Raw genomic sequence first — 23459 nt, 5'->3', positions numbered from 1 at the left:
GGAAGGATCGCCGCGTGAACGTGCATCGGCCGGCCGGCGCGGGCAACGCCGACGGAGACCTGCGGGGTGTTCTGCAGCGTTTCGACGTGGGCGTCGTGGTGCGCAGGATGGTGGCGGGTTTCGCCCGGCTCCCCGCCTACACCGACTTCCAGTGGCCGGTCGACCGGGCCGCGGTGGTGCGCTGGAACGTCGACCTCGTCCTGCGCTGGCTGGTCGACGGCCTGCCTCCGGACGACTACCTCCGGTCCGAGCTCCACGAGTTCCTGCGCGCCCGAGCGATGTCCGGGCAGCCGATCGAGGGCAGCATCCTGGTCTACCGCCGCGGTGCGCGCATGCTCTGGGAGGCCCTGCTGGAACTGGCGTCGGACGCCGACCGGGCGGTGCTGCTCGCTCGGTCGGAGACCGTCTGGAGCTGCCTGGAGGACTACCTCGACCTGGTCGTGGAGGTGTTCGCGCGGGCCTACGCGGACCAGGAGGACGCGCCGTCCACGGCCGGTGACCGGCGCGCCCGTACCCTGTTCGACCGGCTGTGCGCCCGGCTGCCCGTCACGATCGAGGACCGGGACCGGGCCGCCCGGCTCGGATTCGACCTGGTGGAGCCGTACCGGCCGTTCACCGCGCAGCTCGCCGGGGCCTCGGTCGCCGCGCACGCCGATCTCGCGTTCCGGCTGCGTGCGGCGGGGGCGCTGGCCTTCACCGAGGGGCTGCGGGTCACCGGGCTGACCCCGGCGGGATTCGGCTGGGCGGCGTTCCTCGAAGACCCGCGGCTGCTGCTGGCAGAGGACGAGCCGCCGGCCCGCGACCGGCTCGGGGCAGCGGCCGACGGGCTGCGTGCGCTGATCGCCGTCGGGGCCCGGTCCGGGCGCCGGGGCCGGGTGCGGTCCGACGACTACCTGCCCGAACTCCTGCTCGCCGACGCCCCGGACACCGCCGACCGGATGGTCCGGCGGGTCTTCGGGCCGCTGGAGCGTGCCGACGCCGTGGACCTGGCGGCCACCCTGCGCTGCCTCGCCGCCCACGGTTTCGACAGCACGGCGGCCGCGGCCGCGCTGCCGGTGCACCGCAACACCCTGCTGTACCGGGTGGGCCGGATCGAGAAGCTGACCGGCCTGTCTCTCCGGGAGCAGCGGGACCGCACCCTCGTACTGCTCGCGGCCACCTGGGAGACCCTCGGCCCGGACCTGCGACCCTCCGGCTCGGGGCACTAGGCCGGCCGTACGGTGTCCCGCAGTCGGCGGGCCAGGCCCAGCTGCATGGCGCCGAGCATGATCATCCAGAGGCCGGCCAGGAACGCCAGCGTCAGCAGCGACAGCTGTGGCCAGGCCAGCAGCGTCAGGCCGGCGAGGACACCGAGCAGGCCGATGAAGACGTTCCAGCCGCGTCCGGGCAGACCAGGACGGTCAAGCGCCACGAACACGGCCGTGAAACCGTCGACCACCCAGTAGACGCCGAGCAGCAGCCCAAGCGCGAGCACCGTGATCAGCACGTGCCGCAGGCTGTACAGCCCGAGCAGCAGACTGACCACGCCGAGAACTCCCGTCAGGGCGCGGGCGGTGTCCCCTGCGCCCAGGCCCACCGATCCCACCAGGCGGAACACCCCGGTGGCGACGAGCTGTACGCCGACGACGACCGCGAGCACCACCAGTGTCGGGCCGGGCCAGGCCACGGCGATGACGCCGGAGCCGATCGAGACCAGCCCGAAGAGCAGGTGCCATGTCCAGGAACGGCCCAGGCGGGCCAGGGGGCTCTTGTGCATGCGGCGAAGCTATGGGCGTGCCCGGTGGGCGGTCTTCCAAAATCCGGGCGGGTATTCGTGCCCGGGCACAAGGCGGCAGGGCGTTGAATGACGGCAGAACGTCAGTACTGGAGGGGGGGTTGTGTCCGAGCTCGATCCGCGCGGGAGGCCGGTCGGGCCTGATGGCCACCGTCCTGCTCGCACCCGGCCGGCCCGGCCGGGTGCCGGGCGCCGAGCTCGTCGCCCTGGGGATCGGCGCCTGCCTGAGCCTGCCGGCCATCGGGCGGAACAAGCGCGAGTCGGCCGTCGACGACGGGCGGCTGACCGACGTCTTCGACCGCCGGGACACCGACGTGGTCGTCATGCTGCTGTTCGTGGCGGCCGGGGTCCTGCCGGCCTTCGGCCACGGAGGAGGCCTCCGTCTGCTGCTGCCGGCCTCCGCCGTGGCGTTCGTCAGGGGGTGCTGAACGCGTGGCGCCTCCTGCTCCCGCCGCCGGACGCGCACCCTCGGCGGGAGCAGGGCCGCTGACCACCGGTGCCGACGGTGCACCCAGAGCCCGGCCGCACAGGCCATCACGCGAGCCGGGGCACACCGGACCGCATCGAGCCCTCCGGAAGGTGACGCGCATGTACGCCACGCCCCGCGCCGACGCCTGCTCCGCGGCGGCCGGCCGGCTGCGCGGTGTACTCCGAGGTCTGGACCCCGACCTGATGGCGCAGCAGCTCGCCCGCGGCCTGGGGGAAGTGCCGGCCGGCCGGATACCCGGGCCCGGCCGCCCGGCCGGGTCCCGCGAGGACCTGATCAGCCGCAGCGTCGAACTGATCAGGAACTGGCTGCTGACCGGGCAGGAACCTGCCGGGGACACGCTGTCCGAACTCTACGAGGCGGCCCGCGCGGCGGCCAGGCACGGCCTCCTCGCCGAGGACGCGTTCCGCGCCTGCTCCGGGGCGGCCCGCGCGGTGTGCAGCGCGCTGCTGGAGCTCAGCCCGGCCGAGGACCGGGTGTGGCTGATGCCCCAGCTGGACGTGGCGTGGGCGTTCCTGGACATCGCCCTGACCACCGTGCGGCGGGCGTTCGCCGACCAGCGGGAGCTGCCGTCCGCCGACGGCAACTCCCGTGCGTCGGCGCTGTTCGCCCGGATCTGCGCCGGGTCGGCGACGACCGTCGAGGACCTGGACCGCGCGGAACGGCTGGGCTTCGATCTCGCCGGCCCGTACTGTCCTTTCGTGACGACGCTCGACGGCGGTTCGGCCGCCGCCCACGCGGGCCTCGCGGCGCGGCTGCGGACCGCGGGGGCGCTGGCCTGCGCGGAGGGGCACCGGGTGGCCGGCCTGACCCGGCCGGGGTTCGACTGGACGGACTTCCTCGCCGACAGCGCGCTGGTCCTCGCCGCCGAGTCGGCCACCGGCCGGGCGGCACTGGCGGAAACGGTCGGCACCCTGCACGACCTGGTCACCCTGGGGAGCAGGGCGGGGCGCCGGGGGCGGATCCGCCTCGACGACTTCCTGACGGAGGTCATGCTCGCGAACTCCCCCCGGCTCGCCGACGGCGTCATGCGGCGCGTACTGGGCCGGCTCGATGCCGAGGACCCCTCCGGAACGCTGTCGCAGACACTGATGTGCCTGGTCGCGCACGGTTTCAACCGGACGGCGGCCGCGGCGGCCCTCCCGGCCCACCGCAACACCCTGCTCTACCGGATCAACCGGATCGAGAAGCTGTCCGGCCTCGATCTCGACCGGCACGCCCACCGGGAGCTGGCCCGGCTGGCGGTCGTCCGGGCGGAGACGACGGGGACGCGCACCACGCCTCGCCCCGCGTGACCGGGCTGCCTGCCCGCACCGCCCGGCCCCGCGTCCTTCCGGGAGCTCTCCTGGGGTCCAGGCGCCGTCATGGTGCCCAACGGCGGCCGGGCTTCTTGTCCCCGTGCACAACGAGGCAGGTGCCACGCTGAGCGGCGGCAGGGTCCGGCAAGATTCCCGCCCTGCCGGCACCCTGACCGCGATGGAGGAGATGCGGGTATGCCGACGGCCCCGGACCCGATCGTCCTGATCCACGGCCTGTGGATGACGCCGCTCGGGTAGGAGCACGGGGCGGCCCGGTACCACGCACGACGCCCGGCTCGCCCGACCGGCCGATACGACAGGAACACCGATATGACCGGCCCCTTCGCAGCAGAGGACAACGCGTGGTGACAGAGAACCAGGGCTCCCCGCCCGACCCCCGGCCCGACTGGCGCGAGATCTACCACGGCGGCTCACCCGAGGCCGAGGAGCGGCACTTCCGGGACCTCGCCGACGTCATCGTGGGCGTGCAGCGGGCGAACCGGCGCAGATCCGGTTCGCCGGTCTCCCACCGCACCTTCCACGCCAAGATCGTCGTCGGTGTGGACAACGCCGAACTCGTCTTCCGGGACGACCTGCCCGCCGCGCTGTGCGCCGGGGACTTCACCCCCGGCGCCCGGTTCCCGGTCACCGTCCGGCTGTCCAACGCGAGCGGCGCCGTCCGCGCCGACAGCAGCCCGGATCTCCGTGGCGCGGCCCTGAAGATCGGGCTGCCCGACGGCGGGGAGCACGACCTGCTCATGACCAGCTACCCGGTCTCCCACGCCCGCGACGCCACCCAGTTCGTCGAGATCGCCAGGATCGGCGCCGGACCCCGGCCGCTGGTGCTGCCCCGCATGCTGCTGAGGTTCGGCCCGTCGGAGACCGCGCGCATCCTCGGCAACCTGAGGAAGGCCAACCGCCCGTCGGCCGGCCTGGAACAGGAGTCGTACTGGAGCCGCGGGGCCGTCCTGTGGGGCGACGCGGGTCCGGTACGGTTCCGGCTCAGCCCCCTCGGCGGTCCGGCCCCGGCCGCCGCGCCGCAGGCGGATCCGGCCGACGGCCTGCGGACCCGCTTCGCAGCCGGGCTGAGCGGCGCCCCGGTCCGGTTCGCCCTGCACGTCCAGAAGTTCGTGGACGAGCGGCTCACCCCGATCGAGGACGGCGCGGTGGAGTGGCGGGAGGAGGACTCGCCCTGGCTCGGCGTGGCCACGCTGACCATCCCGGCGCAGGACCTGCTCGGCGCGGCGGGCCGGGCCACCCGCGACCGCGTCGACGCCCTCGCCTTCAGCCCCTGGCACGCCCCGGCGGAGTTCCGGCCGCTCGGCAACCTCAACCGGGCCCGCCGCCCGGTCTACGCGGCCAGCGCCCGGGAATGGCAGGCGGGGTAGCCGCTCGCACGCGGGAGGAGGCTCAGCGGAACCGGCCCCGGTGGAACAGCAGCGGTTCTTCCGGGGCCTCGCCCGTCCCCAGCGCGGTCACCCGGCCGACCACGATCAGGTGGTCGCCGCCCGTGTGGACCGCGTGGATCGTGCAGTCGATCCAGGCGGCGGCGCCGGTCAGCCGGGGGGAGCCGGAGGCCGGGGCCGCGTCGTACGGCACGCCCGCGAACTTGTCCGTGCCGCTCACCGCGAAGGCGCGGCACAGCTCGCCCTGGCCGGCGCCGAGGACGTTGACGCAGAAGACGCCGGCGCGGGCGATGCGCGGCCAGGTGGCCGACGTGCGGCCGACCATGAAGCAGACCAGCGGCGGGTCGAGGGAGAGGGAGGAGAAGGACTGGCAGGCGAAACCGGCGGGGGAGGACTCGCCCTCGGCGGCCGGTGCGGTGATCACGGTCACCCCGGTCGCGAAGTTCCCGAGCACGCGCCGGAACTCCGTCTGGTCGACCGGCGCCCGCTCGTCCGCCCGCACGCACCGCAACTCAGGGCGCGGCAGCGCCTCCACGGGGCCCGCCGCGGGCACCGACCTCAGATAACGGACGGCGGCCGCGGCCGCCCCTGCGTGTCCCATCACCTCTCCATTGAAGGTGACGGGGCGTCAGATGGGAAGGGGCAGGGACCCGGGATCGATGTCAGCGGCCCTGGAAATCGGGGCTCCTGCGCTCCACGAAGGCCCGTACGCCGTCCTGCGCGTCCCGGGTCGTCATGTTGATCTCCTGGGCGGCGGCCTCGGCGGCGAAGGCGGTCGCCCGGTCGGTGTCCAGGGACGCGTTGACCAGCTGCTTGGTCAGGGCGAGGGCGCGGGTCGGGCCGGTGGCCAGGCGGACCGCCCAGTCCCGTGCCGTCTTTGCCAGCTCCTCGTCCGGCACGACCCGGTTGACCAGGCCGAGGCGTTCGGCCTCCGGCGCGGAGAGCGCGTCGCCGAAGAACATCAGCTCCTTGGCGCGGTGCGGGCCGATCAGGCGGGGGAGGAGGTAGGCGCCGCCGCCGTCGGGGACCAGGCCGCGGCGCGCGAACACCTCGATGAAGCGGGCCGATTCGGCGGCCAGGACCAGGTCGCAGGCGAGCGCGAGGTGGACGCCGAGGCCGGCGGCGGTGCCGTTGACGGCCGCGATCACCGGCTTCTCGCAGTCGAGGACCGCGGCGATCAGGCGCTGCGCGCCGAGCCGGATGGTGCGGGCCACGTCACCGGGCACACGCTCGCCGCCACCGCCGGCGCCGCCATTGCCGGCCCCCTCTCCCCCCACGTCGCCAGACCCGCCGCCGGCGCCACCACCGCCACCGCGCAGGTCCGCGCCCGCGCAGAAGCCGCGGCCGGTGCCGGTCAGGATCACCGCGCCGATGCCGGGGTCGGCGGAGGCCGTGGCGAGGAGATCGATGACCTGGTCGCGCTGGCCGGGGGTGAGGGCGTTGAGGGCCTCGGGGCGGTCGAGGGTGAGGTGGGCGACCCGCTCCGCGGTCACGTACCGGACGGTGTCCATCAGCGGCACACCGCCAGCGCGTCCAGCGCCACCGCGCCCTGGCCCTGCTCCAGCACCATCAGCGGGTTGATGTCCAGCTCGGCGAGCTGGTCGCCCAGTTCCAGGGCCATCCGCTGGACCCGCAGGATCACCTCGACGAGCGCGTCCAGGTCGGCCGGCGGCCGGCCCCGCACCCCGTCCAGCAGGGCCCGCCCGCGCAGCTCCGCGAGCATGTCCCGGGCCTGGTCCTCGCCGAACGGCGGCACCCGCACGGCGGCGTCGTGCAGCACCTCCACCAGGACCCCGCCGAGCCCCACCGTCACCGTCGGCCCGAACAGGTCGTCGTGGGTGACGCCGACGACCATCTCCACGCCCCGCTCCACCATCTGGCAGACCAGTACGCCGTCCAGCGCGACCCCCTCGTAGCGGGCGATGTCGGTCAGATCGCGGTACGCGTCCCGGACCTGGCTGGCCGAGGTCAGGCCGATCTTCACCAGGCCCAGCTCGGTCTTGTGGGCGATCTGCCCGCCGGACGCCTTCATCACCACCGGGTAGCCGACCAGCCCGGCCGCGCGCACGGCCGCCGCCGCGCTGGTCACCAGCTGCTCGCGCGGCACCCGGATGCCGTACGCGCGCAGCAGCTGCTTCGCCGCGTGCTCGCTCAGCTGCTGGCCCGGCCGCATCAGCGCGAGCGCCTTGCGGTAGGAGGGGGAGGGGGTGCGCGGGGCGTCGTCGAAGGGGGAGCGGTAGTCGCTCACGAAGCGGTGGTGGTCGAGGTAGGCGCGGACGGCGGTGAGGCAGTTGCCGACCGTGCGGAAGGTGGCCACCCGGGAGGAGCCGAGCAGGACGTCGCGGTAGGCGGCCTCGGTGCCGACCGGGGAGCCCCACACCACGCAGACCAGTTTGTCGCTCGCCGCGGCCGCGTCGACCAGGTCCTGGACCAGCTTGTCGCTGAGCGGCGGGAAGGGGCCGGTGATCGGGCAGATGAGCACACCGACCTCCGGGTCGGCGAGGATCGCGTCGATGATCTTCCGGCCGCGCCAGTCGCCCACCGGGTGGCCGCCGTTGTCCACCGGGTTGGCCACGCTCAGGTACCGCGGTATCCACTGGTGCAGCTCGGCCTGCCGGGCCTCGGACAGGACCGGCAGCTTCAGGCCCAGCCCGGCGGCCAGGTCGGCGACGTGCGCGCCGGTGCCGCCCGAGATCGAGTAGACGACCACCCCGTCGGCGCGCGGCGGCCGGGCGCGGGCCAGCAGGGCGGCGGTGTCCTGGAGTTCGTCGAGGCCGTCGACGCGGATCACCCCGTACTGGCGCAACGCCGCGTCGACCACGTCGTCCGCGCCGGTCAGCTTGCCGGTGTGGGAGGCGGCGGTGCGGGCGCCGGCCTCGGTACGGCCGACCTTCACGGCGACCACCGGCACCCGGCGGCGGGCTGCCCGGTCGGCGGCGAGCAGGAAGGCGCGGCCGTCCTTGAGGCCCTCGACGTAGGCGGCGATGGCGCCGACCTCGGGGCGCTCGGCGAAGTAGGAGATGAAGTCGGCCGTCTCCAGGTCGGCCTCGTTGCCGGTCGGCGCCCAGTGAGAGAGGCGGATGCCCAGCTCCTGGGCGGCGAAGACCGGGCGGCCCTGGTGGCCGGACTGGGTGATCAGCGCGATCGCCGGGCCGTCCAGGTCGTCGCGGAAGCGCTCGAAGGCGTTGAGGTTGGTGTTCGGGCCGAGCAACCGGAGCCCGGAGCGCCGTACGGCCGCCGCGAGGCGGGTCTGGGCGGCCGCGCCCTCCTCGCCGGTCTCCGCGAACCCGGAGGCGAAGGCGACCGCGAACCTCACCTTCGCCTCGGACAGTTCCTCGATCACCGGCAGCGGGTCGGCGACCAGCAGCACGGCGAGATCGACCTGCTCGGGCAGGTCGGCGACGGAGGGCACGCAGGGGATGCCGAAGACCGACGGCCGGGTGGGATGCACCGGGTGCACCCGGGCCCCGACCCGCCCGGCCCAGTCGAGCAGCTGCCGGGTGATGCCGGTGTTGGGCCGCCCCTCGGCGTCCGAGGCGCCGACCACGGCGACGGACTCGGGGCGGAAGAACCTGTCCAGATCCGGTACGTCCGCGTACAGCGGCCGTCCGCTGACGTCCAGCACGTCCGCGTCGCCCGAGTCGGCCGCACGGCCGTGGACGGCGGGCCCGGGACGCTGCTCACCGCAGGCGATGACCCGGGCCCGGCGGGAGTCGGTGGTGAGGGTGCCGTGGGTTGATCCAAGCATCGTTCCGCCCGCTCCTGTGTGACAGCCCAATAAACTGACGCAGTGTCAGATTACTGAACTGACACTGCGTCAGGAACCGGTCTGCACGCAAAGTTGAGGGCCGAAGCGGTCTCCGCTCAGCCGAGGGCGGCCAGTACCTCCCGCGCCGCCCGCTCGCCCGACCGTACCGCCCCGTCCATGTACCCGGTCCAGAACGTCGACGTCTCGGTCCCGGCCCAGTGGATCCCGCCCGCCGGCTCGCGCAGCGCGGCCCCGTACTCGGTCAGCACGCCGGGCGGCGCGTAGGCCACCGGGCCGCCCCGCGAGAAGCCCTCATTGTCCCAGCGCTGGAGCACGAAGGAAGTGGGGGATGCGGCCTTGTCCCCGAAGTAGTTGGCGTAGTCGGCCAGCACGGCGGTCCTGACGTCGGCCTCGCTCGCCGCGTCGTACGCGCGCATCTCGTCGGCCTCGATGAAGCCCATCAGGGCGCCGTAGGAGCCGTCCGGCGGGGAGTTGTCGAAGGTGGAGCGGACCACGCCGGAGTCGCTGACGGCCTGGCCGTTGAGGCCGTCGGCCCGCCAGAACGGGGTGTCGTAGACGGCGATCGCCTTCCCGATCGAGCCCATCGGCATCCGCTGGGTGAGCTGGTCGCGGGCGGCGGGGAGAAGGGGGTCGTACGTGATGCGGGCGGCCAGCGGCGGCGGCAGGGCGACGACGACCCGGGTGGCGTTCACGGTGATGCCGTCGGCCGTGACGACGTACGCGCTCCCGGACCTGGCGATCGACCGGACCGGCGCGCTCAGCACCACCCGGTCGCCGAGGGTCGCGGCGAGCTTGATCGGGACCTGCTGGGAGCCGCCGACGAAGCGGGACTCCTGGGCGCCGCCGGCCGTGTCGGTGAGGCGTTCCAGGGTGCCGGCGTGCGACTCGTCGCCGGCCGCGGCGATGTAGAACAGGACGTAGAGCAGGGAGAGTTCGCGGGGCTGGGCGGAGAAGATCGACGTACAGGCCAGGTCCAGCAGGAACTTGGCGGAGGGCACGATCGCGTGGGCGTTCAGCCAGCTCTCGAAGGTCTGCTTGTCCCACTCGGCGGCCTTGGCTGCGGTCCAGGGCGCGTCCACCGGGACCTGGGCGGCCATGCTGTCCAGCTCGGACTGCACGATCGCCGCGTTGGCCAGGCCGGCCGCGTCCACCGGCGGGACCGAGCCGAGCAGGCCGCTGGTGTCGTACGGGGTGCGCTTGCCGTCCTTGTAGAGCAGGTTCTTGCCCGTGTTGTACGTGGTGAAGGTGGCCACGCCGAGGGAGTCGGCGAGGGCCTTGATGCGGTTCTGGGTGGGGCCGATGAACTCGCCGCCGCCCTCGGTGACACCCCCGTTGGCCAGCTGCAGGTTCACCACCCGGCCGCCGACCCGGTTCCGGGCCTCCAGGACCGCCACGGTCTTGCCGCCCGCCACCAGGTCGCGGGCCGCGGTGAGGCCGGCGATGCCGCCGCCCACGATCGCGACGTCCACGGTCCGGGAGGCGGCCGCCGAGGCGGGGCCGGCGGCGGCCACGGAGACCGCGGAGAGGCCGGCGGCCCCGGCGGCGGCACCGCCGAGAAGGGAACGGCGGGAGAGCCGCGGGGAGGTCCGGGGGGAGAGCTGTCTTTCACGAGCCACGTGCGTCCTCCGTGCTGAGCGCGAGGGGTGGAGCCGGAAAGTTGAGCAGGGCTCACATTCTGGTCCCGCACGCGGGCGCGATGCTACCGCCGGTAACAAACAGCTCCCGTCGCCTGCGTCACATGGGCAACGGGGTTGCTGCGGAGGAGGGTTGAGGCTATCTGCACCGCCCGCGACGGCTCGGCGCACACCGTCTGTGGCTGCGCGTGCGGCGCGGTCGTGCGGCGTGCGCCGTGTGTGGCTGCGCGTGCGGCGCGGTCGTGCGGCGCACCCCGTCTGTGGCTGCGCGTGCGGCGCGGTCGTGCGGCGTGCGCCGTGTGTGGCCGTTCGGCCGTCGGCTGTCGTGCGGCTTGCGCCGTGTGTGGCCATTCGGCCGTCGGCTGTCGTGCGGCGTGCGCCATGTGCGGCTGTGGGGTGCTCGACGTCGGTGGTCGTGCGGCATGCGTGGTCTGTGGCCGTTCGGCTGTCGGCTGTCGGCCGTCGTGCGGCTTGCGTCGTGTGCGGCTGTGCGGTGCTCGGCGCCGTGGTCGTGCGGCCTACGCCGTCGGTGTCGTGCGGCGTACGCCGTGTGTGGCTGTGCGGTGCGGCGGCGGTGGCCGTGCGCCTACGCCGTCGGTTGCCGTTCGGCGGCGGTGGCCGTGCGCCTACGCCGTCGGTTGCCGTTCGGCGGCGGTGGCCGTGCGCCTACGCCGTCGGTTGCCGTTCGGCGGTTCGTTTCGCGGCTGTCCTGGCGACCGCCTTCGCGATCTTCTCCGCGTCGATGGCCATCTCCCGGATGTTGCCGCTGATGGGGTTGGTGTAACCGGTGAAGTAGAGGCCGGGCGCGTTCTTCGGGGCGCGGGGGCCGTGGGAGACCGGGCGGCCTCGGTCGTCGAGGACGTCGAGGTGGCCGACCAGGTCCTCCAGGGCGCGGACGTATCCGGTCGCGGCGATCACCGCGTCGGGGGAGACGCGGGTGCCGTCGGCGAGGACGACCTCGCGGTCCTCGAAGCCGTCGACGGCGGCCACGATCTCGACCTTCCCCCGGCGCACCGCCTCGATGAGGCCGACGTCCAGGACCGGGATGGCGCCCTGCTTCACCCTGCTGTAGAGGCCGCTGTCGGGGCGGGGCAGGCCGTGCGCGGTGAGGTCCGGGACGCTGACCTTGGCCATGGTGCGGGCCAGCCGGTCGACGAGGGCGGTCGGGAGCCGCCGTACCAGGATGGAGTTGTACTGGGCGGCCCACCCGGCGGTGGAGCGGCGCACGATGTGCGGGACCGTGCGGACGGCCAGCCGCACCCGGGAGGCGCCGCCCTCGGTCAGGTCGACGGCGATCTCGGCGCCGGTGTTGCCGACGCCGACCACGAGGACGTCCCGCCCGGCGAACGGCTCGGCGTTGCGGTACGCGCCGGCGTGCAGGAACTCGCCGCGGAAGCCGTCCCGGCCCGGCCAGTCGGGGATGCGCGGGGTGTGGTTGAAGCCGGTGGCGACCACCACCGCCGAGCCGGTCAGCTCCCGCCCGCCGGAGGCGTGCAGCAGCCAGCCCTCGCCGTCCGGCGCGCGTTCCACGCGGGAAACCTCGACGCCGGTGACGATCTCCAGCTCGTGGTGCTCGGCGTACTTCTCCAGATAGCGCACCACGTCGTCGCGGGAGACCCAGCGGCCGAAGCGGCGCGGCATGGGCAGCCCGGGGAGCGCGGACAGGCGCCGGGTGGTGTGCAGGTGGAGACGGTCGTAGTGACGGCGCCAGGACGCGCCGACGTCGTCCGACTTCTCCAGGATCACGGCGCGGATGCCCCGGGCCCGCAGCGCGTACGCGGCGGCGAGCCCTCCGGGGCCGGCGCCGATGACGTAGACGGGCGAGACGGTGGGGGAGAACACGGCCATGAGCGCGAGCGTAATCACGCTCTACGTTGATGGGTCTCGGTCAAGACCGGAATTGGTTGCGGATTGATCACACCCGTAGGAGAAGTGGGTGGGACTTGTGACGTAGCCCACCTCGTCTGCCGGAAAAGGGCCCGAATCCGGTGCGGGCGCGCCTGCAAAAGGGGAGGCTGTCGCGGCTTCGGGAGTGCCCTCTCGGCGGTGAGAATTTCTTACTTCCGCGCGGGCGGTGAAATCGCCTGGGCCGGTGTTGGCGCCGTGGCCCTGGTCCCGGTCCGGCGAAATCGTCAACAATTCCCCGGGGGCATACGGGAGACCCGCAGGGGCACCGGGAACGCGCGGGTTCTGCCCATCGGGGACTGGGCCGCGCTTCGGATCTGACGTACCGTCATATTCATGGACGCGACGAGTTCCGACGACACGCGTGGCGGCTCCCCGCGACACGACCGCCCCGAACCGGACGCCTTCACCCGCCCTTACTGGGAGGCCGCGGCCGAGGGCCGGCTTCTGCTGCGCCGCTGCGGCTCCTGCGGCCGGGCCCACCACTACCCCCGGGAGTTCTGCCCGCACTGCTGGAGCGAGGACGTCACCTGGGAGCGGGCGACCGGCCACGCCACCCTCTACACCTGGTCCGTCGTCCACCGCAACGACCTCGCGCCCTTCGGCGACCGCGTCCCGTACGTGGCCGCCGTCGTCGACCTCGCCGAGGGCCCCCGCATGATGACGGAACTGCTCACCACCGACCCGCGGTCGCTGCGCGCCGGCCTGCCCCTGGAACTCGCCTTCCGCGAGGGCGCACCGGTGTTCCGCCCGGTGCCGGTGCACTGAGCCAGGCCGGTTGCCCTGCGGGAAACCCGCTGGGGACCCGCCCGGCGCCCGCGTGTGAATGACCCCATGGATCTCACCGACGAGCAGTCCGCGCACGGGGGCTGCACCGGCTTGAGCTCGGGCATGCCCTCGGCCACGACGCGTCCTGCCGCATAGCCGGGACATGCGGGTTCGCCTACGAGGGGACGCTGCGCGGGGCGATGTCCGAGGCCGGCCGGCTGGACGCCTTCCGCGACATACACCTGCACGCCCGCCTGGCCACCGACCCGAGCCCGGACCTCGCTCCGGCCCTGGCGCGGGGCTGATGCACGTGCGAAGCAGGCCGGGCGAAGGGACCATCGACCATGACTCCCGGAACCGCCGTCACCCTCTGCCGGCGCATCGGCTACCGGCCGGTGTCCGACTGGCCGGTGGCCGACTGGGCGGTGTACGACTTCGCGGGTACGGCGCCGTGCGGAAGCCCGGTCACGGCCACAGGAGGTGCCTGTGCCAGCCGCCGTCGCCGTCCGCTTCGTAGCGGAGCCGGACGTGCCGGCGGTCCGGGTCGCCCTGGAAGAACTCCGCCTCCTCGGGGCGCAGGTGGTAGAGGGTCCAGGTCGGGGAGGGGGCGGCGGGGTCGGTGCGGGCGCGTTGCCAGGCCGCTTCCGACTCCTTCCGCAACTCGTCCAGCGAGGACAGCGGGGCGCTCTGACGGCCGGTGAGCGCGGCGGCCAGGGCGCCGGTCGAGCGGGCGTGCAGGTCCGCCTGGCTCTCGGCCGAGGGGGCCGCGGTGACGGGGCCGCGGAGCCGGACCTGGCGGCCCAGCACCGGCCAGTAGAAGACCAGGGCGGCGTACGGGCGGGCGCTCAGCTGGTGTCCCTTGCGGCTGGTCAGGTGGGAGGCGAAGGACCAGCCGTGCGCGTCGGCACCGTGCAGCATCACGATCCGTACGTCCGCCCGGCCCTCGTCGTCCGACGTCGCCAGCGACACGGTGTGCGGCTCCGGCTGCCCGGCCGCCACCGCGTCGGCGAACCACGCGGTGAACAGGGGGAGCGGGGCGTCGGGCGCCGACCCGGGGTCGAAGGGCCGTAGCTCCGTGGCCTCGGGGGGCCAGATGCGGAGCGACCTCAGGAGCGCGTGGAGATCCGTTGCTGCCATGTGCCGAGTATCACTCCGTGCCGCCCGCGGCCGTGTCATCAGCCGTGTCATCAGCTGTCTCGTGCGGTCCCGGTGGTCCGCACGGCCAGGCCCGGGGGGCACAACAGTGCAAACCCCTGCGAACGCCTGTGCCCCGGCCGCAGACTGTCCGGCATGAGGGGACCGAAGACCGTGAAAGTGGCGGTACGCCACGTAAGCGGCGAGGCGGGACGGCGCAGGACACGGGCCGTCACCTGGGCCGCCCGCGACTTCCGGCTGGTGCGGCCGGCCGAGGGCCGGGACCGGGTCGAGCTGGAGTGTCCCGTCTGCACGGCGGCCGTCCTCGCCGAGGTCGCCGACCACGCGCGCACCCGGCGGGTGCGCAACGTCTGGGCGGCCGTGGCGGTCGCCTCGCTCCTCGTGGCCGTCGTCGCCCTCGGCTACGCCGTCCACGAGGGCGGCAGGGCCCTGCCCGCGGGGCAGCCCCTGCCGGTCCTCTTCCCGGTCGGCGTGATCGTCGCCCTCGCCGGGTTGGTCCTGACACCCCTGGCGTGGGTGCGCGGCCGTCAGCACATCGGCGTCGTCCTGCTCGACGGCCCCGAGCCGCGCCGGGGCCACCGGATCGTGCCCGTGCGGTGACCGCTTCGCTGGGGGCGCCGTGGGGTGCCTTCTGCCGTCCGTCGTCCGCGGCGGCGTCGTGGCTGGTCGCGCGGTTCCCCGCGCCCCTTCGGGGCGCTTTTCTTCGGGGCGCGTTCCGTCAGTGCCGGGTGAACTGGACTGACGTTCGCTGCACCACGTCCGGGCGGATCGGGAGGGCCGGTACGGTGAGTTGTTCGCCGTAGATGTCGGTGAGGCGGATCCCGCTGCCGCAGCCGGTGCCGTGCTCGGAGAGGAAATAGTTGTAGCCGGTGCGGGTCAGCGCCAGCCAGCCGCCGCCGGTGCGGACCTCCAGACGGGCCACCGGGTTGCGGTGGCCGATCGCCTGGATGCCGCACCAGTACTGGCTGGAGCCGGTCTTGTAGCGGATGGAGATCGTGTCGGAGGTGGCCGGGCTCAGCAGGCTCCAGGTGATCGCGAGGCGGCCCGTCGACAGCGGCGCCAGCTTCGCGAACGCCTGGTGGCTGAGGTCGAGCTGGCCGACCGCGCAGGGGGCCGGGCACTCGTTGGTGATGCGTACGGTGATGGCCGTCCCGCTCGCCGCGCGCACGGAGACGTACGCACCGCAGGCCTTCGCCGTCTCGTAGTCCGCGGTGTTCATCGCCGCGGTCATCACGTCGGAGGTCGGGCCGAAGGAGCAGGCGCCGTTGCCGTCGCCGATGTCGTAGGAGGTGGCGACCCCCTGGTAGGTGGCGCCGGGGCGGATCCGGCCGGCCGCGGGGGCCGTGGTGGTGGCCGAGGAGGCGCCGGACGTACGGCTCGCCGCGCGCTCGGCCCGGGTGGCGGTCGGGGTCGCCGACGCGGACGCCGACGGGGTGGTCCGCCTGCCCGCCGTGGGGGTGGGGTCGGCTGTCGCGGACGGTGTCGGCGACGGGGTCTTCGGCGTCGCCGTCCCGCCGGTCACGGCGTGCGACGCGGCCCCGGACACCGCGCGGTCCTGTGCGGCGGTGTCGGCCGCGGCGCCGGGGCGGAAGGCCACGACCAGGGTCACGACCAGGGCTGTGGCGGCGACGGCGGCCACCGCGAGCAGCGGGCCGCGGACCGGGCGCCAGGCGAAGTCCCGGTCCGGCTTCGGCCGCGGGCGGCGGCGATGTGAGGAGGAGGCCACGGGCGGATCCTTACGCGATGGGGCGGTGCATGTCCTTCGAACATCGAAGCTTCCGGTACGACAGTGGCCGCCGGGGCGGAAGAGGTTGCCGTCGTCCGGGAAAAAATTTCCGCCGCCCGGCGGGGAACCGCCCTCACGGCTGCCGCCGCCCCAGCACCACCGTCCCCGAGGAGCAGAACCAGCCGCCCGTTCCCGAGGCCACGCCCAGCTCCGGCAGCCCCCCGTCCGCCCGTCGCACCTGCCGCCGCCCGGCCTCCCCGCGCAGCTGCCGTACCGCCTCCACGAGCAGGAACAGCCCCCTCATTCCCGGGTGTTGAGCGGACAGGCCGCCCCCGTCCGTGTTCACCGGCAGCTCGCCTCCCCGCACCAGCAGCCGTCCCTTCTCCACGAACGCCCCGCCCTCGCCCTTCGCGCAGAAGCCCAGGTCCTCCAGGGTGACGAGAGTCATATAGGTGAAGGCGTCGTAGATCTCGGCGAAGTCGATGTCCAAGGGCGTGACGCCGGCCCGGCGGAAGGCCAGCCGTCCGCTCGTCGCCGCCGGGGAGACCGTGAAGTCCGGCCACTCCGACATGGTGGCGTGGGAGAGGCACTCGCCCGTGCCGAGGACCCACACCGGGGCGGTCCGGCAGTCCCGCACGTACTCCTCGGCCGCCAGCAGCACGGCCGCTCCGCCGTCCGAGCGGATGCAGCAGTGCAGTTTGGTGAAGGGGTCGGCGATCATCGGGCCGGACAGGACCTCGTCCACCGTGATCGGGGTGCGGAACATCGCGTCCGGGTTCAGGGCCGCGTTGGCCCGTGCCTGGACCGCGACCTCGGCCAACTGCTCGACGGTCGTGCCGTGTTCGATCATGTGGCGGCGGGCGGCCATCGCGTACTTGGCGACGAGGGTGTGGCCGTAGGGGACCTCGAACTGGAGCGGGCCCCGGGCGCCGAAGGACAGGTTCCCGGTGCGCCGCCCCGCCCGGATGTCGGCGCGGGCCGTCGAGCCGTAGACCAGCAGGACCGCGTTGGCGTGGCCGGCGGCGATCGCGTCCGCCGCGTGGGCCGCCATGACCTCCCAGGTGGAGCCGCCGACGGAGGTGGAGTCCGCCCAGGTGGGGCTGAGGCCCAGGTACTCGGCCACCTCCACCGGGGCCAGCGTGCCGAGGCCCGCCGAGGCGAAGCCGTCCACCACCTCCCGGCCGAGGCCCGCGTCGGCCAGCGCGCGGCGGGCCGCCTGGGCGTGCAGGGCGTAGGGGGTCGCCTCGTCGACCCGGCCGCAGTCGGAGAGGGCCACACCGACCACGGCGACCTTGCGGGGTCCAGTCATGAATCTGACGGTACATCAGATCAGGTGGACTCCGCCCCTGTGCATCTGCATCCGGCGCCCCTAGCATGACGGGCCGTCAGATCGTCAGGAGGTCCGGTCATGGACGCCCGCTTCACCGACGAGCAGGACGAGATCCGGCGCGCCCTGCGTGAACTGCTCCACAAACGCTGCGGTCCGGAGGACGTGCGGTCCGCCGTCGACAGGGCGGAGGGGTACGACCCCGGCCTGTGGACCGTCCTGAGCGAACAACTCGGCCTGCCCGGCCTCGCGTTCCCCGAGGTCTACGGCGGCGCCGGCTGCACGCGCACGGACGTCGTCCTCGCGGCGGAGGAGCTGGGGCGCGTCCTCGCCCCGGCCCCGTTCCTCGCCACCGCCGTCCTCGCCGCCCCGCTGCTGCTCGCCCTCGGCACCGACGCGCAACGCGCCGACCTGTTGCCGCGGATCGCCGACGGTCGCCTCACCGCCGCCCTCGCCGTGCCCGGCACCGGCCTCGGCACCGCCCTCGCGCTCACCGGGGCCGGTGGCACCGACTGGGCCGGCGGCGGGCGGGCCGGGGGCGTCCAGGCGCGGCCCGTGGCGGACGGATGGCGGCTGTACGGGGAGGCCGACCAGGTGCTCGACGGGCACAGCGCCGGGCTGCTCCTCGTGCCCGCGCACACCGGCGGGTACGCCCGCTCGCGGGTCCTGCTCTTCCTGGTGGCGGGGGACGCCCCCGGGCTCGTGCGCACGCGGCGCACCAGCCTCGACGCCACCCGCGGCCAGGCGGCTGTGCAGCTGCGCGACGTGCGGGCGGAGCTGCTCGGCGCGGACGAGGAGACCGACGTCCGTCCCGCCCTCGCCGCCCACGGCGACTTCGTGGCCGCCGTGCTCGCGGCCGAGGCCGTGGGCGCCGCCGACCGGGCGTTGGAGCGGACGGTGGAGTACGTGCGGCAGCGGGAGCAGTTCGGGCGGCCGATCGGGTCGTTCCAGGCGGTCAAGCACCGGCTGGCCGACGTGTACGTGGCGGTGCGGGCGGCCCGGTCGGCGGCCTACTACGCGGCCTGGGCGACCGAGCACGGGGAGCCGGTGGGCGGGCTGGCCCTCGCGCAGGCGCTGGAGGCGCTGCGGACCGCCGCGGGCGAGGGGATCCAGTTGCACGGCGGAATCGGTTTCACCTGGGAGCACGAGGCGCATCTGTACTTCAAGCGGGCCGCCGGGGACGAGCTGCTGTTCGGGCCGGGGCACCGGTTGCGGGCGTACGCGGCCGAGGCGGCCGGGCTGTTCGCGGGACGAGAGGTGGCGGTGTGATCGGTCGACGGCTGGTGGAGAGGGTCTCCGCGACCCGGGGGTTCGCCAAGGTGGCCCCGCACGTGGTCCCGGCCATGGACCGGGCGGTGCACCGGCTCAGCGGCGGCCGGGTGCTGCTGAGCGCCCAGATGCTGCCGGGGGTGATCCTCACCTCCACCGGCGCGCGCAGCGGGCAGCCCCGCCGTACCCCGCTGGCCTGCATGCCGGAGGGGGACGGCTGGCTGCTGATCGGCTCCAACTTCGGGCGCACCGGTCATCCCGCCTGGACGTACAACCTCCTCGGGCATCCCGCCGCCGAGATCAGCTGGAAGGGACGGGACATCCCGGTCACCGCCCGGCTGCTGGAGGGGGCGGAGCGGGCGGAGGCCTGGCAGCACCTGCTGGCGTTCTGGCCGCCGTACGCCGCCTACCAGGAGCGAGTGGACCGCGAGATCCGCATCTTCCGACTCACCAGGGCGTAGCCCCCCGGCACAGGCCGGCTTCGAGCGGGCGCTCGTGGACATCCCCCCGGTGCTGGACGCGCAGCGGCTCTTCGGCGAACCCGACCACCTGCTGCGGGTGGCGACCGCCGACCTCGGTGCCTTCCAGCGGCTCTACGACGAACGGCTCGCGACCCTGCCGGGCGTGCAGCGCCTCACCTCGACGCCGGTGATGAAGCACGTGGTCCGGGACCGGCCGCTGCCGGCGTAGCACGACAGGCGGTGGTCCACCGCTCCGTGTGAACCACCGCCTGCCAGACAGGACCCAGGACGCGGGCTACTTCGTGGGTTTCTTCCCGGTCACGCCCAGATGCACCAACAACGCGAGGTTCGGCTTGAGTTCGGCCTGCTTGACGCCCCAGGTCTGGAAACCCTTCTGGTGCGCGGCGACCGCCGCGAGCATCGCGACCAGCGAACCGGCCACGGCCGCCGGGTTCACGTCCTTGTCGACCTTGCCCTTGGACTGCAACTCCGTGATCGAGTCGGTCAGGGAGTTGTTCACCGAGTTCAGGATCTTCATACGGATCTTGTAGAACCGTTTGTCCCCCTCGGCCGCGCCCAGGTCGACCACGCGCAGAATCGCGTCGTTCTTCCGCCAGAACTCCAGGAAACCGTCGACGAGTTCCTGCGCGGTCGCCCAGCCGGCCTTGCCGACCCAGGAGCGGTCCGCCAGCAGCGCCGTCAACTGACCTCCCTCGGTGGCCATTTGCTCGGCGATCTCCAGGACGGCGCCCTCGACGTCCGGGAAGTACTGGTAGAAGGTCGCGGGCGAAGTACCCGCTCTCCGGGCGACATCGATGACCTTGACGTCCCGGTAAGGGGAGGAGCTGAGCATCTCGCTGAGGCAGTCGAGCAGCTTCTGCCGGGTCGCCTGCCCACGCCGGCCGGCCACGCGGCCGTCGACGGTACGCACTTGTCCTGTCATGCCGTCAGCTTACCGAGGGGTGATCGGAGCGCGATTCGGCCGACTGCAAATGGGGTGCGCGAGGGCAGGGAGTGACCGTACGGAGCGCGAGCGGCGGGGAAAGCGCCGGTCACTCCGGGTGGGTGCGGCTGGTCTGCGCGGTACGGGCCGGGCGGTTACTTTGACGACATGGCCGAAAACTGGGCATCCGGATACCCGGAAGGCGTCCCGTGCTGGCTGGACGCGCAGCTCCCCGACGTCGAGGCGGGCAAGCGGTTCTACGGCGGGCTCTTCGGGTGGACCTTCGAGGACACCGAAGGGGCCGAGGGCAGGGCCGTGTGGGCCTTGCTCGGCGGCGCGAGCGTCGCCAGGCTGGCGCGGAAGCGGGACGGCCGGATGCCCACCGTCTGGACGGTGTACTTCGCGGCCCCGGACGTCCGGGACCTCGCCCGCCGGATCGTCGCCGCGGGCGGGCAGATCGTCAACGCACCGGTGCCCGTCCGCGACCTCGGCACCGCCGCGCTGGCCGCCGACCCCACGGGCGCCGTCTTCGGCCTCTGGCAGGCCGCGAGCCACCGCGGCTTCGGCGTCCGGCACGCCCCCGGCAGCTTCGCCTGGGCCCAGCTCTACACCAGCGACATCGACGCGGCCAACGCCTTCTACGGCCACCTCTTCGCCGACGCCCTCTTCGGCGCCGGTGCCGACCCGGACTTCGGCCGCGCCCCCGTGACCGAGGTGTTCGCGGCGGGGATGCCGTCCCAGTTCGTCGTCCACTTCCGCACCGGGGACGTGACGGCCGCGGTCGGCGCCGTGCGGCAGTTGGGCGGCCGGGTGCAGGCGCCGCCCTTCGAGACGTCGTACGGAAAAGTCGCCGTCGTGACCGACAATCAAGGGGCGTCCTTCGCGCTGCTGGAACGCTGAGGCCGGAAAAGTACGACTCTGGGCGGGTAAATGTCTTACTTTGTCGTGAGACATCCAGATTGATCACCGGGTTCGCAACCTGTGCTCGGGCCAGGAAGAATCGGGGTGCGTGCCGCCACGGCGGTGCGGTGGTGAGACGCTGCACGGGGTCGCGTACATATGTGGGTGGACGGGGCCCGTACGGGGAGGTGGCAGGCAAGTGGTGGATCAGCTGACGCAGCACGACCCGCGGCGGATCGGGCCGTTCGAGGTGCTGGGACGGCTGGGGGCCGGCGGTATGGGGCTGGTCTATCTCGCGCGCTCGGCGTCCGGCCGGCGCGTGGCGATCAAGACCGTCCGGACCGAGCTCGCCGAGGACCAGCTGTTCCGGGTCCGCTTCACCCGCGAGGTGGAGGCGGCCCGCGCGGTCTCCGGCTTCTACACGGCGGCCGTCGTCGACGCCGACCCGCGCGCCGCCGTGCCGTGGCTGGCGACCGCGTACGTGCCGGCGCCCTCCCTCGAGGAGATAGTGAACGACTGCGGGCCGCTCCCGGCCCAGGCGGTCCGCTGGCTCGCGGCGGGCGTCGCCGAGGCGCTCCAGTCGATCCACGGCGCCGGACTCGTCCACCGCGACCTCAAGCCCTCCAACGTCCTCGTCGTCGAGGACGGCCCCCGGGTCATCGACTTCGGCATCGCCTCCGGTGTCTCGAACACCCGGCTGACGATGACCAACGTCGCGGTCGGCACCCCCGCCTACATGTCACCGGAGCAGGCGAAGGACTCCCGGTCCGTCACCGGCGCGAGCGACGTCTTCTCCCTGGGCTCCATGCTCGTCTTCGCCGCCACCGGCCACCCGCCCTTCCACGGCGCCAACCCGGTCGAGACCGTCTTCATGCTGCTGCGCGAGGGCCCCGACCTCGAAGGCCTCCCGGACGAACTGCGCCCCCTCATCGAGTCCTGCATGCAGATGGAGGCCGCCGCCCGCCCCAACCCGGCCGACCTCCAGGCCCAGCTCGCCCCCCACCTGTTCGGCTCCGGCTCCGACGACAGCGGTACGGCGTCCGCGTGGCTGCCCGAGAAGGCGGTCGCGCTGATCGAGTCCCGCCGCGGCGGCCGCCCCGCCGTGAAGCCCTCCGCGAACCCGTCCGGCGCCCGCGGCGGCGGCCGCCTCGCGGTACCCCCGCCGCCCTCCTACGACCCCGCGGTCCCGGCCCCGGTCCCGGTCGGCGTCCCCTCCACCGCCCCCGACACCGGCCCGGTCCGGCTGGCCGGCGCCCAGGTGCCGATCGGGCCCGGCCCGCGCGTCGCCGACGCCCGCGCCGCCGCCGTGAAGGCGCCCCCGCCCGAGGCCGGCCTGGTCGCCAGCTGGTCCCGCCCGCACCCCGGTGTCAACGGCGCCGACCCCGCCGTGCCGCCGGTGCCCGCGCTGCCCCCGGAGACGGCGTCCGGCTGGCGGCCCTGGCGGTTCCGGATGTCCAACGACGTCTGGGGCACCCCGGCGGTCGACGGCGACCTCGTCTACGTCACCTCCTTCGAGGTGCACGCCCTCGACGTGGCGACCGGCCGCCGCCGCTTCAAGACGAGGGACGTCGCCTGGTCCATGGCGGTGGCGGACGGCCGTGTCCACGCCTCCGACGGCCCCACCCTGTTCGCCCTGGAGGCCCGCGAGGGCGGCGACCTGTGGCGGCTGTCCACCGACGCCTGGGTGTACGCCCTCAAGGCCGACCGCGGCACCCTCGTCACCGGCACCCGGGGCGGCGGCGTCCAGGCCTGGGAGGCGTCCACCGGGCAGAAGCTCTGGGAGCTGTCCGGCGCCCAGACCGACTTCGAGGCGCCCGAGTCCGGCCCCTCCCTGCACGACGGCACGGTGTACGTCTGGCAGGACGCGCGGCTAAGGGCCCTCGACGCCCGTACCGGCGACGAACGCTGGTCCTACCCCATCGGCGACGCGGCCTCCTGCGGCGGCGTCCCGGTCCGCCTCACCCACGCCGACGACGGCTTCGTGTACGCCTCCGCGGGCACCCGCGTCATCGCCCTCGACACCGCGAGCGGGCGCGTGCGCTGGCACTTCGAGGCGCCGGCGGTCTTCCTCTCCCCGCCCACCTACGTCCCCGGCCCCGCCGTCACCGGTGGCGGCATCTACCTCGCGGACTACCTCGGCACCGTCTACGCCCTCGACGCCACCGACGGTCGCGACCGCTGGCGCATCGCGACGGAGGCCCGCGCGTCGATCGAGCCGGTGCTGGTGGCGGCGGGCCATGTCCACGTGGGCAGCGGCAAGGGGCTCTACACCCTGGACGCGGTCACCGGCACCCCCAAGTGGCGGTTCCAGGCGGGCGGCGACGTGGTGGGCGCGCCGGCGGTGGCCGAGGGCCGCATCCACTTCGGCTCCACCGACCACCTCCTCTACACCCTGAAGGCCGACGACGGCCGCCTGCGCTGGAAGCTGGCCACCGGGGGTGAGATCACCGGCTCGCCGGTGGTGAAGGACGGGGTGGTGTACGCGTGCAGCAAGGACCGGTGCGTGTACGCGCTGGACGCCGAGAAGGGCACCGGTACCGCACGCACCGCGTGAGCGTAAAGGAGCTCGACGCGGAAGAACTCCGGGGTTCCCAGTTCAGGGGCAGGATCTGGACTGTCGCGTTCCACTCGCCGTAC

The 23459-nt window shown here is 73.9% G+C and carries 20 protein-coding genes and 2 pseudogenes; 12 read left to right on the top strand and 10 right to left on the bottom strand.

Going from position 1 to position 23459, the window contains the following annotated elements:
- Positions 1-14: 14 nt before the first annotated feature.
- A complete protein-coding gene (locus AB0M11_RS31985; RefSeq protein ID WP_365711622.1) occupies positions 15-1208 on the top strand; it encodes a helix-turn-helix domain-containing protein in 1194 nt (397 codons plus the stop codon).
- On the opposite strand, the gene AB0M11_RS31980 is transcribed toward AB0M11_RS31985, so the two are convergent.
- On the bottom strand, positions 1205-1756 hold the full coding sequence (locus AB0M11_RS31980; RefSeq protein ID WP_365711621.1) for a DUF308 domain-containing protein: 552 nt from the start codon (positions 1754-1756) through the stop codon (positions 1205-1207). The two genes, AB0M11_RS31985 and AB0M11_RS31980, sit on opposite strands and share 4 nt — an antisense overlap.
- A gap of 161 nt (positions 1757-1917) precedes the next feature.
- Between AB0M11_RS31980 and AB0M11_RS31975 the strand changes: the two genes are divergently transcribed.
- From AB0M11_RS31975 to AB0M11_RS31965, 3 genes are all read left to right on the top strand, one after another.
- Entirely contained in the window at positions 1918-2202 is a 285-nt protein-coding gene (locus tag AB0M11_RS31975) for a hypothetical protein (RefSeq protein ID WP_365711620.1), read from the top strand.
- A gap of 160 nt (positions 2203-2362) precedes the next feature.
- The gene (locus tag AB0M11_RS31970; RefSeq protein ID WP_365711619.1) at positions 2363-3556 is read left to right on the top strand and encodes a helix-turn-helix domain-containing protein; all 1194 of its coding nucleotides are present in this window, start codon (positions 2363-2365) and stop codon (positions 3554-3556) included.
- Between the two features lie 368 nt (positions 3557-3924).
- On the top strand, positions 3925-4947 hold the full coding sequence (locus AB0M11_RS31965; RefSeq protein ID WP_365711618.1) for a catalase: 1023 nt from the start codon (positions 3925-3927) through the stop codon (positions 4945-4947).
- 22 nt (positions 4948-4969) lie between these two features.
- Here the strand turns inward: AB0M11_RS31965 and AB0M11_RS31960 are convergent, their stop codons facing one another.
- From AB0M11_RS31960 to AB0M11_RS31940, 5 genes are all read right to left on the bottom strand, one after another.
- A complete protein-coding gene (locus AB0M11_RS31960) occupies positions 4970-5566 on the bottom strand; it encodes a flavin reductase family protein (protein ID WP_365711617.1) in 597 nt (198 codons plus the stop codon).
- Between the two features lie 61 nt (positions 5567-5627).
- On the bottom strand, positions 5628-6476 hold the full coding sequence (locus AB0M11_RS31955; RefSeq protein WP_365711616.1) for an enoyl-CoA hydratase-related protein: 849 nt from the start codon (positions 6474-6476) through the stop codon (positions 5628-5630).
- Complete coding sequence (locus tag AB0M11_RS31950; RefSeq protein ID WP_365711615.1) at positions 6476-8713, bottom strand: acetate--CoA ligase family protein; 2238 nt, start codon at positions 8711-8713, stop codon at positions 6476-6478. The genes AB0M11_RS31955 and AB0M11_RS31950 overlap by 1 nt, the downstream gene beginning before the upstream one ends.
- Positions 8714-8829: 116 nt before the next feature.
- A complete protein-coding gene (locus AB0M11_RS31945; protein ID WP_365711614.1) occupies positions 8830-10350 on the bottom strand; it encodes an FAD-dependent oxidoreductase in 1521 nt (506 codons plus the stop codon).
- 684 nt (positions 10351-11034) lie between these two features.
- Entirely contained in the window at positions 11035-12216 is a 1182-nt protein-coding gene (locus AB0M11_RS31940) for an NAD(P)/FAD-dependent oxidoreductase (protein ID WP_365711613.1), read from the bottom strand.
- Positions 12217-12609: 393 nt separating this feature from the next.
- Here AB0M11_RS31940 and AB0M11_RS31935 point away from each other — a divergent pair, with 393 nt between their 5' ends.
- A complete protein-coding gene (locus AB0M11_RS31935; RefSeq protein WP_365711612.1) occupies positions 12610-13041 on the top strand; it encodes a Zn-ribbon domain-containing OB-fold protein in 432 nt (143 codons plus the stop codon).
- A 98-nt stretch (positions 13042-13139) separates the two neighbouring features.
- Positions 13140-13346: pseudogene (locus AB0M11_RS31930) on the top strand (GNAT family protein); the annotation flags it as partial.
- Positions 13347-13506: 160 nt separating this feature from the next.
- Here the strand turns inward: AB0M11_RS31930 and AB0M11_RS31925 are convergent.
- On the bottom strand, positions 13507-14178 hold the full coding sequence (locus tag AB0M11_RS31925; RefSeq protein ID WP_365711611.1) for a pyridoxal 5'-phosphate synthase: 672 nt from the start codon (positions 14176-14178) through the stop codon (positions 13507-13509).
- Between the two features lie 153 nt (positions 14179-14331).
- On the opposite strand from AB0M11_RS31925, the gene AB0M11_RS31920 reads away from it, so the two are divergent.
- Complete coding sequence (locus AB0M11_RS31920) at positions 14332-14796, top strand: hypothetical protein (protein ID WP_365711610.1); 465 nt, start codon at positions 14332-14334, stop codon at positions 14794-14796.
- Between the two features lie 118 nt (positions 14797-14914).
- Here AB0M11_RS31920 and AB0M11_RS31915 read toward each other — a convergent pair whose 3' ends face one another.
- Complete coding sequence (locus AB0M11_RS31915) at positions 14915-15922, bottom strand: expansin EXLX1 family cellulose-binding protein (protein WP_365711609.1); 1008 nt, start codon at positions 15920-15922, stop codon at positions 14915-14917.
- A 133-nt stretch (positions 15923-16055) separates the two neighbouring features.
- The gene (locus tag AB0M11_RS31910; protein ID WP_365711608.1) at positions 16056-17231 is read right to left on the bottom strand and encodes an acetyl-CoA acetyltransferase; all 1176 of its coding nucleotides are present in this window, start codon (positions 17229-17231) and stop codon (positions 16056-16058) included.
- Between the two features lie 99 nt (positions 17232-17330).
- On the opposite strand from AB0M11_RS31910, the gene AB0M11_RS31905 reads away from it, so the two are divergent.
- The 3 genes and pseudogenes from AB0M11_RS31905 to AB0M11_RS31895 all read left to right on the top strand — a co-directional run.
- Positions 17331-18518, top strand: coding sequence for an acyl-CoA dehydrogenase family protein (locus AB0M11_RS31905; RefSeq protein ID WP_365711607.1), 1188 nt, complete (start codon positions 17331-17333; stop codon positions 18516-18518).
- Positions 18515-18979, top strand: a complete 465-nt coding sequence (locus AB0M11_RS31900; RefSeq protein ID WP_365711606.1) for a nitroreductase/quinone reductase family protein — start codon at positions 18515-18517, stop codon at positions 18977-18979. The genes AB0M11_RS31905 and AB0M11_RS31900 overlap by 4 nt, the downstream gene beginning before the upstream one ends.
- Before the next feature lie 19 nt (positions 18980-18998).
- Positions 18999-19208 (top strand): annotated as a pseudogene (locus tag AB0M11_RS31895) (Lrp/AsnC ligand binding domain-containing protein); the annotation flags it as partial.
- A 66-nt stretch (positions 19209-19274) separates the two neighbouring features.
- Here AB0M11_RS31895 and AB0M11_RS31890 read toward each other — a convergent pair.
- Positions 19275-19922: a TetR family transcriptional regulator gene (locus AB0M11_RS31890; protein WP_365711605.1), complete on the bottom strand. Its 648-nt coding sequence runs from the start codon at positions 19920-19922 to the stop codon at positions 19275-19277.
- A 168-nt stretch (positions 19923-20090) separates the two neighbouring features.
- Between AB0M11_RS31890 and AB0M11_RS31885 the strand changes: the two genes are divergently transcribed.
- A complete protein-coding gene (locus tag AB0M11_RS31885; RefSeq protein WP_365711604.1) occupies positions 20091-20822 on the top strand; it encodes a VOC family protein in 732 nt (243 codons plus the stop codon).
- 199 nt (positions 20823-21021) lie between these two features.
- Positions 21022-23376 carry a serine/threonine-protein kinase gene (locus AB0M11_RS31880; protein WP_365711603.1) on the top strand — a complete coding sequence of 785 codons (2355 nt, stop codon included), beginning with the start codon at positions 21022-21024 and terminating at the stop codon, positions 23374-23376.
- The last annotated feature ends 83 nt before the right edge of the window (positions 23377-23459 follow it).

The organism is Streptomyces sp. NPDC051987 (genome assembly GCF_040680735.1).
In the GTDB taxonomy this organism is placed as follows: Bacteria; Actinomycetota; Actinomycetes; order Streptomycetales; family Streptomycetaceae; genus Streptomyces.
The sequence above is the reverse complement of the archived record's forward strand: the minus strand, read 5'-3'. Positions and strand labels throughout refer to the sequence as shown.